Source organism: Campylobacter sp. W0066.2, from assembly GCF_024723515.1.
Lineage (GTDB): Bacteria > Campylobacterota > Campylobacteria > Campylobacterales > Campylobacteraceae > Campylobacter_D.
The window spans coordinates 36,265-51,565 of record NZ_JANQCV010000005.1 but is presented as its reverse complement, the minus strand read 5'-3'; the positions used below and the strand labels follow the sequence as shown (position 1 = coordinate 51,565).

The window sequence follows — 15,301 nt, the reverse complement described above, 5'->3', positions numbered from 1 at the left end:
CTAATGTTTTAAGTAAAATGGATAGGTAAAAAATATCAAATGGATTAAATTTAATCCATAGTGAAACAATACGCTTATCCATAAGCTTTTTGAGTATTTATAAGCTAAGCCATAAATCACACCTGCAACACTAGCAAATACAATCATCAAAACACCGCTTTTATAATGCACTAATCCAAAAGCTATGCTTGCGATTAATAAAGCAAGATTAGGGTGAATGAATTGCGTAAGTCTTTGTTGGAGATAACCTCTAAAAAAAGCTTCTTCTACTAAAGCAACTAACAAAAGATTTGAAAATAAAAAATATAAAATCCATGATGGTATGCTTATTTCTAGTTTGATAACACCCAAATACCAAGGCACGCACAGCAAAAGAATAGGAGATAAAAGCAATAAGCTCCATTTTAATACTGAAGCTTTGGTGTAATTTGTGTTTTTAAACAAAATAGGAAAAAGAATAAAAAGTATAAAAACTCCTAGTGGTTTGTCAATACTAAAGTAAAGATTAAAAGGTGTACTATTTGTGCTTGCATAAACTTGATCTAAAACTTTGATGTTGTTTACGCCTGGGATAAAATGAAGAAATAAAGCTAAAGTATAGGTAAATAATGCTATTTCTAATATGAAAAATTTTTTATACTGATACAATATAGCCGCTAAAAAAACTAATACATTAATTGCTATAAAAGTTATATCTATAATCTTAAATATATATCCTAATATAATTGAAAAGAGTAAAAATAAATATGATATTTTAGCTTTATCAAGTGAAAGCAACACCAAAGAAATAGCCAAAAAAAGATGAGTGCTTAAAGCCATCATATAAAATCCTTTTTATAATTGATCTAGATACAGTTGTACTATTTCTTCTCTTAGATAAAGCTTGTTAAAATCACTTATATTCATATTTAAAGCAAAAGCGTAAATTTTGTTACTTTTTTACTTTTTATAAAACCTACGATTTGTCCGTATCTTTCTTTACCCCAGCCTGTTTTTGCAAAAAACTCATAATGGCTATTTTCACTAAATTTTATTATATTTATAATTTCTTTTTGTATATTTTTAGGGTAATCTAGTGTTAAATTGGCAAGGTTAAAAAGTAAAGTAGCTTGTTCTTTGGGGCTAATTTGCAAAGAACCATCAAACCAAAATTCATCGATTTTACTTATTTTTTGGTTGCCATAGTTGAGTTTACTTAGGTTTTTTTGCATTTTTTCTAAGCCTATTTTTCTAGATAGTTCTTTATAAGCAGGTAGTTGAGATCTTTGCATAGCTAGGGCTAAATTTGCGTCATTTTTCCAAGAGGGTAAAAATACTTTTTCGCCTTTGTAATGATAAAAAATCTCATTAGTATCTTTTATAACGCCTTCATTGAGTGCGATTAGGGCATTGAAAATTTTAAAAGTAGAGGCAGGTAAAATGCATTTGTTTGCTTTTGTAAAATCATTACTATAGTAATCCTTGCCATCATAAGCTATAAAAACTCCACTTTCATTGTAATCTTTAAAAAGATCTTTTAAATTTTCATTTGCCAAAGCAAAAGAGCAAAAAAGACTAAAAAGTAAAAGTATTTTTTTCAATTTATTTCCTTTTTCATTAAAAAATTTTTTAATTCTTGTTGATCTCTTATAGCAATGTTTTCTTTGATGATTTTAAATCCTGCTTTTAAAAAGAAATTTTTAGCACTAAGACTAGCAAAAGTATAAATTTCACTATAAGGGTAGTTTTTAAGAGTAAATTTTAATAAAGCTTTGCCATAACCTTGATGAGCATAGTTTGCATGAGTAAAGCAAAGATCGAGTGTTTTTTCTTCTAAATTCATACTTATAAAAGATATGATTTGACCTTTTTCTTCATAAACAAAGCCTAGTTGATTTTGAAATTTTCTTTCCCAAGCTTTTTGGTCTATATTAATCCATGCATGAATTTGTTCTTTTGTGTAATCATTTTTACAAAGAGTAGTTACGCTTTGCTTAAAAAGCTTGATACAAGAAGCTAAGTCTTTTATATCAAGCTTTCTTATCAAGCATTTTCCTTAAAGCCAAAGAAGCTAGAGCAAGTCCAAAAGAAGCTGTTACACCCATAAATGAGCCAAGATCTTTACAATGGGCTTCTTCATCTGAAAATACTACATCAAAGTCTCCTTTAAAGCCTGATTTTCTAAGTTCATAACGGAATTTTTTAGCTAAAGCATCGCCATGTGTTTTAAATATGCTTGTCGTTTTAATACGCGTTGGATCAAGCTTTCTAGCTCCACCGGTTGATGAGATAAAAATTTGTTTTTTCAAATCAACCAAATTAGCCAAAGCAACCTTAGCAGGTATATCATCAATCGCATCAATGATAAGATCAAATTCGCTCAAATCAAAACTTTTTAAAAACTCATCATCGATTTTGCTAACTATACCTTTGGCATTGTAAATGCGTTCAAAAATCTTAGCTTTTTCTTCACCTATATTTTCACTATGAAGCTGGCGGTTTTGATTAGTAGTTTCAAATTTATCCGCATCAATTAAAGTTAGATTGCTAAAGCCACTTCTAAAAAGCGCGTCAACGCAAATTCCACCAACTCCACCAAGTCCGCAAACTAAAACTTTGGTATTTTGAAATTTAATAAAATTTTCTTCATTAACAAGCCATTTTATGCGCGTGTATCTATCCATTTTTCATCCATTTTTTGAGATTTTTCATTTGTTTATAAGCTGTTAGATCAAGCATTATAGGGGTTATTGTGGCATAGCCTTGTTTTAAAAGTGCTATGTCTGAGTCTTTTTCATTTTCATGATCAAGATTAGCAGCAGCTAGCCAGTAGTATTCTACACCTCTTGGATTTGTATTTGAGTGTGCTTCATAACTATAAATTCTTTTACCTGCTTTGCAAATTTTTAAGCCTTGAAAGGATGTTTTGCTAGAAGGAAAGTTGATATTTAAAAATTCTTTTTTATCTAAAGGAAAGCCCTTTTCAAAGATATTTTTGACTATTTTTTTAGTAAGCTTTAAAGCAAGTTTATAATCAAGCTCTTTTTGATTATCTTTGTAAAATTGTGATAAAGCTATGGCAGGAATTCCATGAAGCACAGCTTCCATAGCACCTGCGCAAGTTCCTGAGTAGGTTATATCCTCGCCTACATTAGCACCTTTATTGATCCCACTTATGACAAGATCAGGCAAACGCTTTTTATATAAAGCATGTAAAGCAAGATAAACGCAATCTGCAGGCGTGCCATCATCAAGCTTGTAAAATCTTTTACCAACCTTGTGAAATCTCAAAGGTTTGGTTAGTGTTATGGAGTGCGAGCATGCTGATTTTTCACTAGCAGGAGCTACTATGGTAATTTTAGCTTTAAAATGCTTTCTTAGTATTTTTATAAGCTTTTTTAAGCCTTCACTTTCATAGCCATCATCGTTTGTTATTAAAATTTCTTTCATATTTTTCCTTTTTTTAAATTTTAACACAAGTGATAAAATATTTTTTAAAATAAAGAAAAAATTATTAATGGTGTTTTGTATTACAATTTATTTATAATTATGATAATATATTTAAATTTAAATATTCAAGGAGGAAAAATGCAAAAAATTAAATTCATAATGATATTTAGTGTATTTGTAGCTTTTTTTATCGGATGTTCTTCTAAAGAGCAATTTAATCCTTTGGCACGTTCTTTGGGCGGTGTAAATGATATTGATCCTTTAAAAATAGGTAAAAATCCAACACCACCTGCTAAGCAAAAAACACCAGCTTTAGTAGATGGGAAACATTTTCCTGCTATACCGCTTGTGCCACCAGTAATTACTACAAATACTTTTAAAGGGGATAATCCCATAAAAGGACCCTTGCCAAGGTTAACTTCGGATAATAAATTTACTTCAAACGCTTTGTATGAAAATTCAGGTATTGCAAGTGATTTTGTAACTATTATGAATCCAAACGGTGCTGCACTAACTGTTTGGGCATTAAATCCAGGGAATTGGATATGGGGTTATAATTTATTTGATAGTAAGTCTTTTGGTGATGCAAGAGTGTGGCAGCTCATTGAATTTCCAAATAATAAAGTAATGATTAAAAATGCAAAAACTAATACTTGTTTAAATGCTTATGGTAATGGTATAGTGCATTATCCTTGCGATCAAAGCAATTTTACGCAATTTTGGAGACTTTATCCTATGAGTAATGGTGCCTATCAAATTCAAAATTATGCTACACAACAATGCATACAAACAACGGTTGCAAATGTAATGGAGGAATTTAATTTTGATTATTATAGTATATATTTAACACCTTGTTTGAAATCAAAAGAAAAAAATTTAGATAGACAATGGAGTATTAGTGCACCTGCTTTTCAAACAAGATCACCTTATGCTGAAGGAGGAGTATTTTGAAAAAGATAATATTTTTAGTTTTAGGTTTTAATTTATTATTTGGAGCTTTAGAAAATTACAATAGTGGAACTTGGAATTTACAAGGTTCATCGGCTTCTACTGAAAGTAAATGGAATATTAGCATTAGACAGCTTGTAACGGGTGCTAATCCTATGGATATTTTGGCTGTTCAAGAAGCAGGAACTCTACCTAGTACCGCAGTAATGACACCAAGACAAGTTCAACCTGTTGGTGTTGGAATCCCTATACATGAGTATGAGTGGAATTTGGGCTCATCAAGCCGTCCAAATTCTGTTTTTATTTATTATTCAAGAGTTGATGTTGGTGCAAATCGTGTGAATATGGCTATAGTAAGTAGAGTGCAAGCTGATGAGGTTTTTGTTTTGCCACCTCCAACTGTTGCTTCAAGACCTATTATAGGCATTCGTATAGGAAATGACGCATTTTTTAGCATACATGCTTTAGCAAGCGGAGGTAATGATGGTGGAGCTATTGTGAGCGCTGTAGATCAATTTTTTAGAAATAGACCAGAGATTAATTGGATGATTTTGGGTGATTTTAATAGAGAAGCAGGGGCTTTGGTTTCTTTACTTGATCCAGATTTAAGAGCACGTACGCGTGTGGTCCCTCCAAATACTAATACTCAAACTAGCGGAAGGATCATTGACTATGCTATCACAGGAAATTCCAATATAGCTTCTTTATACAATCCACCTCCAATCATCGCTCTTTTAGCTGTAGCAGGGCTTAGGACTTTTTTAGCTTCTGATCATTTTCCTGTGAATTTTAGAAGACCTTAGGAGTAAATAATGAAAAAAATTTGTATTTTATTTTTTATGGCTTTGAGTTTTTTAAGAGCTGAGGTTAGTTTAGATGAATTAGAAGATTTTACACCTATGTTTGCCATAAGATCTTTAGAAACAGGAATTTCGCTAAGTCCTTTTAGATATAGCTCTGAAATACTAGAAGAGCAAAATTGGTTTTTAAAAGAAATAATACTTAGCGAAGAGTTAAAAGAAAAAGATAGATATGCTGTGCAACGCCCTTTTGGTTATGTGCAGTTTATAAACCCTAGAGGTGCTGATGTGTGTTTGGCTGTTTTAGATGAAAAAACTTTTGGAACAAAATCTTGCAAGCAAGATTTACAAGATGGACAAATGCAAACGGTTTTTTCTATCATGCCTACTACAAGCTCTGCTGTGCAAATTAGATCTTTAACGCACGGTGGAGTAAAATGCATGAGTACTTTTTATGAAGCACGCGTGCCTATAGAAAATCGTTTTGGCTTGGATGATTGCACTGTAAATCCATCTGTGCCTATAGAATTAAAAGAATTATTTTTCTTTGCTCCTGCTATTGTTGAAGCAACTCCGGTTTATTAAATTAACCCGCTTTTGCGGGTTTAAACTCTAAGTTATTTTTTGTTAGAATGTCTTTTAAAATTGATATAAGGTAGGTTAATGAAAACCTTTTTAGTTTGTGCCTTAGAGCCTTCAGCAAATTTGCATTTAAAAGAAGTTTTAAAAGCTTATAAAAATGAATATAAAGAATTTGATTTAGTGGGAATTTATGATGAGAGTTTGTGTAAAGAATTTAGTCTAAATTCCAAGCCACTTTATAGCTCACATGAGTTTAGTGCCATGGGTTTTATAGAGGTTTTGCCACTCATTTTAAAAGCCAAAAAAGCTATAAAAGAGCTAGTAAATTTAAGTCTTGCTCAAAAAATTGATGCGATTTTATGTATAGATTCTCCTGCTTTTAACATACCTTTTGCAAAGGCTTTAAAAAAAGCAAATTCCAAAACAAAAAGAATTTATTATATCTTACCTCAAGTTTGGGCATGGAAAAAAGGACGCATACCTATCATAGAAAGTCATTTTGATGTGCTAGCTTCTATCTTGCCTTTTGATAGTGGGTTTTTTAGCAAAAGCACTTATGTAGGACATCCGCTTTTAGATGAGATAAAGGAGTTTAAAAACCAAGAAGATATAAAAAATATACTTTCAAAAAAAGATGATGAAAAAATCATCGCTTTCTTGCCTGGTTCAAGAAAAAGTGAAATAAAGCGTTTAATGCCTATTTTTAGAGAATTAAGTACTAAATTTAAAGGCAAAAAAATTCTTTGTGTACCCGAGTTTAATTTAAAAAGACTAGAAATTTACGGGGATGTGAGTAATTTTGAAATTCAAACTAACACCCCAAAAGTGCTAAAAAATGCTGATTTTGCTTTTATTTGTAGTGGCACAGCTACACTTGAAGCAGCTTTGGTCGGCACGCCTTTTGTGCTTGCTTATAAAGCTAAAGCTATTGATGTATTTATCGCAAGATGTTTTGTAAAACTTAAACACATAGGTCTTGCAAATATTTTTTTAGATTTTGCAGGAAAAAGTGAGCTTAATCCTGAATTTTTACAAGAGCAAGTAAATGTGGAAAATTTATATCAAGCTTATCTTAAATACGATTATAAGGCATTTTTTGATAAAGTAGATTTTTTAAAAGAATATTTGCAATTTGCAAGTGCAAAAAATTTAGCTAAAATACTTTATGAAATCAAATAAGGATAAATCATGCAAAAAGAACCTATGAGTAAATATGGCTATGAGAAATTAGAAAAAGAATTAGAACATTTAAAGAAAGTTGAACGCCCAAAAGTAGTAGAAGAAATAGACATAGCAAGAAGCCATGGTGATTTAAAAGAAAACGCAGAATATCACGCAGCTAGAGAAAAACAAGCTTTTATAGAAGGAAAGATAGCTGAACTTGGGGATTTGATCTCAAGAGCGCAAATCATCGATCCATCTTCTTATGAGCATGATAGTGTGAAATTTGGCTCAACTGTTGTGGTGGAAGATTTAGAAAGTGAAAAGCAAAGCACTTATACTTTGGTAGGGGTAAATGAGGGAAATTTAGAAAAAGGTTATATTTCCATTAGCTCGCCTATTGCTAAAGCAATGCTTGGTAAAAAAGAAGGGGATGATTTTAAAGTGCGTTTACCAAAAGGCGAGAGTGAATTTGAAATCATTTCTATAGAATACAAAGCTTTGGAATTTTAATGCAAAAAGAAAGATACTTTGATTTTATTATTAAATATTTTCCATATATATCTTTGATTTTTATTTTAGATGTAAGTATTTCATTGTGGTGGAGTTATTTAACATTTGAAAGGGAAATTTACGAATGGATATTATTTAAGGCTATAAAAAATGTATTTATAGTGTTTATACTAGAAATTTTTATCATTCATATATTTTTTCTTTTTTTTAAAGAAAGAGCTAGGTATATTATATATTTTTTAACAGTTTATGCTGTCATTGCTTTTATATTGCAAACCTATTTATTGGTAAATTATTCTGCCAAATTTAACCCTATGTTTATAGATGTTTTTTCACAAATATCTCCAAAAGAAACATTAGAATTTATAGAAACCTATATTGACAAAAAATATTTTATTTTATGTCTCACTTTTATTGTCTTGATAGGTATATTTTTATATTTTTGTAAAAAAATAAAATTGAAACAATATGTAAAAGATAACACTATTAAAGTATTTCAAATAATATATATTTTAATAATTGTTGGTTTGCTTTTAGATTGTGCTAATAGATATTTTATAAAAAAACAGGGAATTAATTCGATTGATAAGATTAATTTTTCATTTTTTATTGATATTCCAGAACAATTTTTAAGATATTATGGTGAAAATGGCATTTGGGCTGATTATAATTTTTATTTAAAAAACTATGAGAAAATCGCAAATGATTATAAAAATAGGATAACTACTATATCTGAAAAAAGAATCTCTTATGTGGTTTTTATTGTAGGTGAAAGTACTCAAAGAAATTATATGAGTTTATATGGCTATGATTTAAAAACTACACCAAATTTAGATATTTTAGAAAAAAATGGAAGCTTGATTAAATTTAGCGACACGATATCGCCTTTTGCAAACACTCAAGCTTCATTAAGAAGGGTTATGAATTTCTCAAATATAGAAAATGAGAAAAATTGGTATGATAGAATAAACATAGTGGATTTGTATAATTTAGCGGGATATAAGAGTATGTTTATATCTAACCACGAACCCTTATCAGGTCATACTAGTATAACTCGAGCTGTTGCTAGCAGAGCTAATAAAACTATATATTTGGATGAATTCACTACAGATGATAAAATTTTTACAAAACAACCAGATGGTGCAATGTTACCATATATAAAAAATGCTAGTAATATTTATGATTTTTTTGTAATTCAGCTAATGGGTACGCATTTTAAGTATGACAGAAGATATGAGAAACAGTTTGCTAAATTTACAAGTAAAGATATAAAAAGAAATTTAGATAAGAAATTTAAAGTAAATATTGCTAACTATGCAAATGCGGTACTCTATAATGATTATTTTGTCAATGAAGTGTTTAGTTTTTTCAAAGATAAAGAAGCGATTATTGTTTATATTAGTGATCATGGAGAAAGTGTCTATGAATATAGAGATAGAGCGGAACATTTTGTAACTTCAAGATTCACTGCTGAAATTCCGTTCTTTTTTATAGTTAGTGATAAATTTAAACAAAACAATCCTGAATTAGTAGATAGGATAATAAAAGCCAAAAATAGACCATTTATGATAGATGATTTGATTCATACGATGACAACTATTGGTGGTATTAAAGTCGAGGATTATGATCCCGCTAGAGATGTGTTAAGTGATGAATTTAATTCTAATAGGATTAGAATTTTTAATGGCGAAGTGGATTATGATAAAGTGTTAAAATACGAGAAAGCAAGATATTGATTTGTATAAAAGAAAATGCTATTTTTATCGCTGATGCACATGAAAATGAAAATAGGCGTGGTTTTTGGGAGTTTTTACAAGCCTTAAAAAATAAAAAAATTCAAGTCCCGCAGCTTTTTTTAATGGGTGATATTTTTGATCTTTTAATTTATGAAGTAAAAGCCACACATGATTTTGCAAAAGCTTATATAGATTTACTTGAAGAACTTGCTAATGAAATTGAAATCATTTATTTAGAAGGTAACCATGATTTTAATTTGGCTAAATTTTTTAAAAATGTTAAGGTTTTTAGCATAAAACAGCAACCTTTACTTTGTAAATTCCAAGATAAAACCTTAGTAAAATTAGCTCATGGAGATATTTTTTTAAAACCTTTTTTGCAATTTTACTTAAAAAGTTTAAGAAATCATTATTTACTACTTTTTTTAAATTTTTTAAATGTTATTAGTAAAGAAAAAATTACTCAAAAAATTCTAAAAAATCAAAACAAAAAACAACTTATTAGAAAAATTCCCCATTTTTCTGCCTTAGCAAAAGAGCGTTTAAAGCACTATAATATAGGTTTTGTAATAGAAGGTCATTATCATCAAGATGTGTTTTTAGAATACGAAAATATAAAATATTTAAATTTAGCTACTTTTGCATACAAGGAAAGTTTTTTTGTAGTAAAATATGAGCCAGAAATCAGATTTCACAAAATAGAACTTAAGGAGGCATAATGTTTGATGAGAATGTCGTTAAAACAGGTTCAAATGAAATGGAACTTGTTGATTTTCGCATCTTTAAGCAAGGCCACGATAAAGTCTATGAGGGAATTTATGGTGTAAATGTTTCTAAGGTTAGAGAAATCATTAAAATTCCTTTTTTGACTGAAATTCCAGGGGTACCTGACTATGTGGAAGGTATTTTTGATCTTCGTGGTGTGGTGATTCCTGTAATCAACCTAGCAAAATGGATGCAAATTCAAGAACCAGAAATGACAAATATAAAACCTAGGGTAATCATTACTGAATTTAGTAATGTTTTAATTGGTTTTATTGTGCATGAAGCAAAAAGAATTCGTAGGATTAATTGGAAAAATATAGAACCAGCTACTTTTGCAACAAGTGCAGGAAGTTTAGATAAGGGTAAAATCACCGGTGTGACTAAAATCGAAGGAGATGAGGTTTTACTTATCCTAGATTTAGAAAGCATTGTGCAAGAGCTTGGAATTTATACTCCACAAACTGATATTGAAGATGATAAAATCCAAAAAATCGAAGGTATGGCTTTAGCGCTTGATGATAGCTCTACTGCAAGAAAACTTGTTAAAGATTTACTTAATAAAATCGGCTTAAAAGTTGTAGAAGCAAAAGATGGTGTTGAAGGTTTACAAAAACTTCAAGAACTATATGGGGCATATGGTGGTGATTTAAATAAACATCTAAAGATTATCGTAAGTGATGTTGAAATGCCTCAAATGGATGGTTTCCACTTTGCAGCTAAAGTAAGAGAAGATGAGAGATTTAAAAATATTCCTATCGTGTTTAACTCTTCTTTATCAAATGAGTTTATGAGTGATAAAGGTGTTAAAGAAGCAGGTGGTGAGGGGTATTTGGTTAAATTTAACGCAAGTGATTTCTTTGCTGAAATTTCTCGTGTTATTAAAAAACATGAAAAAGGTGAGGAGTAAAAATGGAAGATATTCAAGAAATACTTGAGGATTTTTTAGTTGAAGCCTTTGAACTAGTTGAGCAAATTGACCATGATTTGGTTGAATTAGAAGCAAATCCTGAAGACTTAGAACTATTAAATAGAATTTTCCGTGTCGCACATACTGTTAAAGGTTCATCAAGCTTTTTAAATTTTGATGTTTTAACAAAACTTACTCATCACATGGAAGATGTTTTAAATAAAGCAAGACATAATGAGCTTAAAATTACTCCTGAAGTAATGGATGTGGTTTTAGAGTCTATTGATATGATGAAAACCTTATTAAATTCTATTAGAGATAATGGAAATGATACAGCAATAGGGCTTGATATAGCTCCAATTTGTACAAGATTAACCGCTATTTCAGAAGGTGAAAGCTTAGAGTCTGTTGCACCGGCTAAAACTGAAGAGCCAAAAGAAGAAGTAAAAGAAGAGTCAAAGGTTGAAGAACCTGAAGTTGATGTAAATAAACTTAGCGATGATGAGGTTGAAGCTGAAATTGAAAGACTTTTAAAAGTAAGAAAAGCTGAAGACCAAGCAAGACGTGCTGAAAAGAAAAAAACACAAGAAGCTAATCCAGCTCCAAGTAAACCAGCTGCTCAAGCACAAAATGCAACTGCTGAGAAAAAAGTTCCTGCAGCAGGTGGTGGAAGCAGTGGTGCAAATATGGATCAAACCATTAGGGTTGAAGTAAAAAGACTTGATCATTTGATGAACTTAATTGGTGAGCTTGTTCTTGGTAAAAACCGCTTATTAAAAATTTATGATGATGTTGAAGAAAGATATGATGGGGAAAAATTCTTAGAAGAATTAAACCAAGTAGTATCGCAACTTAGCATTGTTACTACAGATATTCAATTAGCAGTTATGAAAACAAGAATGCAACCTATTGCAAAAGTTTTCAACAAATTCCCAAGAGTTGTACGTGATTTGGGTCGTGAACTTGGCAAGCAAATGGAGCTTGAAATTTCAGGGGAAGAAACTGAACTTGATAAGTCTATTGTGGAAGAAATTGGCGATCCTATTATGCATATGATTAGAAACTCGTGTGATCATGGTATAGAAGATCCAGCAACACGTGTGGCTAATGGTAAACCAGAAAAAGGAACCGTTAATCTTAAAGCATACAATGAAGGAAACCACATTGTAGTGGAAATTGCTGATGATGGTAAAGGGCTTGATGCGGATGCTTTAAAATCAAAAGCTATAGAGAAAAACTTAATCACAGAGCGCGAAGCTGATCAAATGAGTAATAAAGAAGCGTTTGCATTGATTTTCAAACCAGGTTTTTCAACTGCTGCTAAAATCACTAATGTTTCAGGTCGTGGTGTTGGAATGGATGTTGTTAAAACTAATATTGAAAAACTAAATGGTGTGATTGAGATTGACAGTGAACTTGGTAAAGGCACTGTGATGAAGCTTAAAATCCCACTTACTTTAGCAATTATTCAATCATTGCTTGTAGGTACACAAGAAGAGTTTTATGCTATTCCTCTTGCAAGTGTTCTTGAGACAGTTAGGGTGCCAATTGATGATATTTATACCATTGAAGGTAAAAACGTACTTCGCTTAAGAGATGAGGTTTTATCTTTAGTAAGACTTTCAGATGTATTTGGTGTAAAACAAGTGCTTGAAAATACTGATCAAACTTATGTAGTTGTTATAGGTGTAGCAGAAAGTAAGCTTGGTATTATAGTAGATACTTTAGTAGGTCAAGAAGAAATCGTTATTAAGTCTATGGGCGAATATTTACAAAACATCCAGGGTATAGCAGGAGCGACGATTCGTGGTGATGGTAGAGTTACTTTGATTATTGATGTTGCTGCTATGATGGATATAGCTAAAGAGATCAAAGTAGATATTAAAGCACAAATTGAAGCGCAAGCTAAAAAGGTTGTGAAAGAAAAACCAAGCGATTATACAGTACTTATAGTGGATGATTCTAAGATGGATAGAAATATCATACAAAAATCACTAGAACCACTAGGTGTGAGTATTATAGAAGCAACTAACGGCGTTGAGGCATTAAATACAATTAAATCAGGCGAACATGATATTGATGCTGTGCTGATTGATATTGAAATGCCAAGAATGGATGGTTATACCTTAGCAGGTGAAATTAGAAAATATTCTAAATACAAAAACCTTCCACTTGTTGCGGTAACTTCAAGAACTAGTAAATCAGACCGTCTAAGAGGTGTGGAAGTAGGAATGACTGAGTATATTACTAAGCCTTACTCTCCAGAGTACTTAGAAAATGTAGTTAGAAAAAATTTAAAACTAGGATAAGAAGATGAATGATAAATTAAGCCAGGTTTTGCAAAAACAACAAGCGCAAATTGCAGAACCAGATGTGGATAAAGAAGAGGATATTATTCAGCTTGTTGGTTTTGTGGTAGGAGATGAGGAATATGCTATTCCTATTCTTAATATCCAAGAAATTATTAAACCTATAGAATATACTAGGGTTCCAAGTGTTCCTGATTATGTTTTAGGTGTGTTTAATATGAGGGGTAATGTTATGCCTTTGATTGATCTTGCGAAAAGATTTAATCAAGGTAGTTCTAAAATGACACCTCAAACTAGATATATTGTTTTAAAAGGCGTAGCAAATGGAAATCAAACTCCTGCAGGTAATGCGGGTTTTGTGATAGATAGATTAACAGAGGCTATCAAAATTCACAGAAGCAGAATTGATCCGCCACCTGAAACTTTACTAAAAGAAAAAGGTATGATTTTTGGTATAGGTAAAAGAGAGGAAAATATTTTAACTATATTAAAAGCCGAAGCTTTATTAAAGCGTGAGTTTTAATGATAAAGCTTTGTGCCTTTGACTTTGACTCTACGCTAATGGATGGGGAAACCATCGATATTTTAGCACAAGAGTATAATGTCGGTGATGCTGTTAAAAGTATCACCGATAAAGCAATGAATGGTGAGCTTGATTTTTTTGAAAGCTTAAGTACTAGAGTAGCCTTGCTTGAGGGAATGCCAGTTGATCAAGTAAGAAAGTGTTGTGAAAATTTACCTTTGATGAATGGCGCTAAAGAATTATGCGAGTATTTAAAAAATAAAAATATAAAAATTATTGTTTTTAGCGGTGGATTTCATGAGGGAATTGACTTAATACAAAATAAACTTCATTTTGATTTCGGTTTTGCTAACTTTTTGCATAGTAAAAACGGTGTTTTAACGGGAAAAGTTGGTGGAGAAATTATGTTTAACAACTCAAAAGGTATTATACTACAAAGACTTAAGAAATTTTTAAATTTAAAAACAGAAGAAATTATGTGTGTGGGCGATGGAGCTAATGATATTTCTATGTTTAAAGAATGTGGATTAAAAATAGCTTTTTGTGCCAAAGAAATTTTAAGATCTCATGCAGATATTTGTGTAGATAAAAAAGATTTAAAAGAAATAATAAAGGTAATACAATGAAAAAATTTTCGCTATGGTGTGATTTTATAGAAAATGAATTTTTAGATCATGAATTTTTGGATTTAATATACTCAAGAACAATCAATGGTGCTACTTCAAATCCTGCTATTTTTAAAAATGCGATTTTAAACTCAGCTATTTATAAAGAAAAAATCAAAAAATCAAATCTCAAAGATAAAAAAGCTTTATATGAGTATCTTGCGGTAGAAGATATTGCTAAGGCCGCAGATAAATTAGCTATTAATTATTATGAAAATAATGATGGTTTTATTAGTATTGAAATTGACCCAAGATTAAAAGATAATACTAGCTTATCTTTGGCTGAGGCAAAAAGATTATACACGCAAATTGCAAAAGAAAATGTGATGATGAAAATTCCTGCAACAGAAGCTTCTTATGAAGTAATGCAAGAATTAATGAAAAATGGTATTAGTGTAAATGCTACTTTGATTTTTGATTTTGAGCAAACTAAAAAATGTTTTGAAGCTTTAAATTTAGGTTTAAAGGAATTTAGAAAAAATAATATTGCAGCCAAAAAAGAACCTCAAGCTGTTATTAGTATTTTTGTAAGTCGTTTTGATAGATTATTAAATAATCAAGTTTTAGATAAAAATTATATAGGAATTCTCACTGCAACTAAGGCTTATAATTATATCATCAAACAAAATGAAGCAAATATTAGAGCTTTATTTGCAAGTACGGGTGTTAAGGGTGATGATTTAGAAAAAGATTATTATATTAAAGAATTACTCTATGATAAAGCTATTAATACTGCTCCACTAGATGCTATTAAGGCTTTTAAAGGTAAGCAAATTATATTTAAAGAGCCTTTGAAAGATGAATGTATAGAGAAAAAATTGAATGCAAATATTTCAAAAGATGCTTTGAGTAAAGCTTGTAAAGATTTGCTTGATGATGGTTTAGAGCAATTTTGCATAGCTTATGAAGATATTTTAAAATCTTTATAAACTTATTTAGCTATAATTAGCGTTTATTTTTTTA

Annotated in this window: 16 protein-coding genes and 1 pseudogene; 12 read left to right on the top strand and 5 right to left on the bottom strand. The window is 30.6% G+C overall.

Annotated features, from left to right (window positions below; all coding sequences use genetic code 11):
• From CAMP18498_RS03105 to surE, 5 genes and pseudogenes are all read right to left on the bottom strand, one after another.
• Nucleotides 1–822 carry a lysostaphin resistance A-like protein gene (locus tag CAMP18498_RS03105; protein WP_442867705.1) on the bottom strand — a complete coding sequence of 274 codons (822 nt, stop codon included), beginning with the start codon at nt 820–822 and terminating at the stop codon, nt 1–3.
• Between the two features lie 12 nt (nt 823–834).
• Nucleotides 835–1,580: pseudogene (gene blaOXA / locus CAMP18498_RS03100) on the bottom strand (OXA-493 family class D beta-lactamase).
• A complete protein-coding gene (locus CAMP18498_RS03095; protein WP_337197450.1) occupies nt 1,577–2,026 on the bottom strand; it encodes a GNAT family N-acetyltransferase in 450 nt (149 codons plus the stop codon). Before CAMP18498_RS03095 ends, blaOXA begins: the two are co-directional and overlap by 4 nt.
• On the bottom strand, nt 2,010–2,663 hold the full coding sequence (locus tag CAMP18498_RS03090; protein WP_337197448.1) for a ThiF family adenylyltransferase: 654 nt from the start codon (nt 2,661–2,663) through the stop codon (nt 2,010–2,012). The genes CAMP18498_RS03095 and CAMP18498_RS03090 overlap by 17 nt, the downstream gene beginning before the upstream one ends.
• The gene (gene surE / locus CAMP18498_RS03085; protein WP_337197446.1) at nt 2,656–3,429 is read right to left on the bottom strand and encodes a 5'/3'-nucleotidase SurE; all 774 of its coding nucleotides are present in this window, start codon (nt 3,427–3,429) and stop codon (nt 2,656–2,658) included. The genes CAMP18498_RS03090 and surE overlap by 8 nt, the downstream gene beginning before the upstream one ends.
• A 138-nt stretch (nt 3,430–3,567) precedes the next feature.
• On the opposite strand from surE, the gene CAMP18498_RS03080 reads away from it, so the two are divergent.
• From CAMP18498_RS03080 to CAMP18498_RS03025, 12 genes are all read left to right on the top strand, one after another.
• Nucleotides 3,568–4,380 (top strand): cytolethal distending toxin subunit A/C, encoded by an 813-nt coding sequence (locus CAMP18498_RS03080; RefSeq protein ID WP_337197444.1) that lies wholly within the window; start codon nt 3,568–3,570, stop codon nt 4,378–4,380.
• Nucleotides 4,377–5,180 (top strand): cytolethal distending toxin subunit B family protein, encoded by an 804-nt coding sequence (locus CAMP18498_RS03075; protein ID WP_337197442.1) that lies wholly within the window; start codon nt 4,377–4,379, stop codon nt 5,178–5,180. Before CAMP18498_RS03080 ends, CAMP18498_RS03075 begins: the two co-directional genes overlap by 4 nt.
• A gap of 9 nt (nt 5,181–5,189) precedes the next feature.
• On the top strand, nt 5,190–5,762 hold the full coding sequence (locus CAMP18498_RS03070; RefSeq protein ID WP_337197440.1) for a cytolethal distending toxin subunit A: 573 nt from the start codon (nt 5,190–5,192) through the stop codon (nt 5,760–5,762).
• A 78-nt stretch (nt 5,763–5,840) separates the two neighbouring features.
• Nucleotides 5,841–6,938, top strand: coding sequence for a lipid-A-disaccharide synthase (gene lpxB, locus CAMP18498_RS03065; protein ID WP_337197438.1), 1,098 nt, complete (start codon nt 5,841–5,843; stop codon nt 6,936–6,938).
• A gap of 9 nt (nt 6,939–6,947) precedes the next feature.
• A complete protein-coding gene (gene greA / locus CAMP18498_RS03060; protein WP_039619215.1) occupies nt 6,948–7,433 on the top strand; it encodes a transcription elongation factor GreA in 486 nt (161 codons plus the stop codon).
• A 458-nt stretch (nt 7,434–7,891) separates the two neighbouring features.
• Complete coding sequence (locus CAMP18498_RS03055) at nt 7,892–9,169, top strand: phosphoethanolamine transferase (RefSeq protein WP_337197436.1); 1,278 nt, start codon at nt 7,892–7,894, stop codon at nt 9,167–9,169.
• Nucleotides 9,166–9,888 (top strand): UDP-2,3-diacylglucosamine diphosphatase, encoded by a 723-nt coding sequence (locus tag CAMP18498_RS03050; protein ID WP_337197435.1) that lies wholly within the window; start codon nt 9,166–9,168, stop codon nt 9,886–9,888. The genes CAMP18498_RS03055 and CAMP18498_RS03050 overlap by 4 nt, the downstream gene beginning before the upstream one ends.
• Nucleotides 9,888–10,841, top strand: coding sequence for a chemotaxis protein (locus tag CAMP18498_RS03045; RefSeq protein ID WP_337197434.1), 954 nt, complete (start codon nt 9,888–9,890; stop codon nt 10,839–10,841). The genes CAMP18498_RS03050 and CAMP18498_RS03045 overlap by 1 nt, the downstream gene beginning before the upstream one ends.
• A gap of 2 nt (nt 10,842–10,843) precedes the next feature.
• On the top strand, nt 10,844–13,150 hold the full coding sequence (locus CAMP18498_RS03040; protein WP_337197432.1) for a hybrid sensor histidine kinase/response regulator: 2,307 nt from the start codon (nt 10,844–10,846) through the stop codon (nt 13,148–13,150).
• A gap of 4 nt (nt 13,151–13,154) precedes the next feature.
• Nucleotides 13,155–13,673, top strand: coding sequence for a chemotaxis protein CheW (locus CAMP18498_RS03035; protein WP_039668837.1), 519 nt, complete (start codon nt 13,155–13,157; stop codon nt 13,671–13,673).
• Nucleotides 13,673–14,299 carry a phosphoserine phosphatase SerB gene (serB, locus tag CAMP18498_RS03030; RefSeq protein WP_337197430.1) on the top strand — a complete coding sequence of 209 codons (627 nt, stop codon included), beginning with the start codon at nt 13,673–13,675 and terminating at the stop codon, nt 14,297–14,299. Before CAMP18498_RS03035 ends, serB begins: the two co-directional genes overlap by 1 nt.
• Nucleotides 14,296–15,267, top strand: a complete 972-nt coding sequence (locus CAMP18498_RS03025; RefSeq protein WP_337197429.1) for a transaldolase — start codon at nt 14,296–14,298, stop codon at nt 15,265–15,267. The genes serB and CAMP18498_RS03025 overlap by 4 nt, the downstream gene beginning before the upstream one ends.
• Nucleotides 15,268–15,301 lie beyond the last annotated feature (34 nt).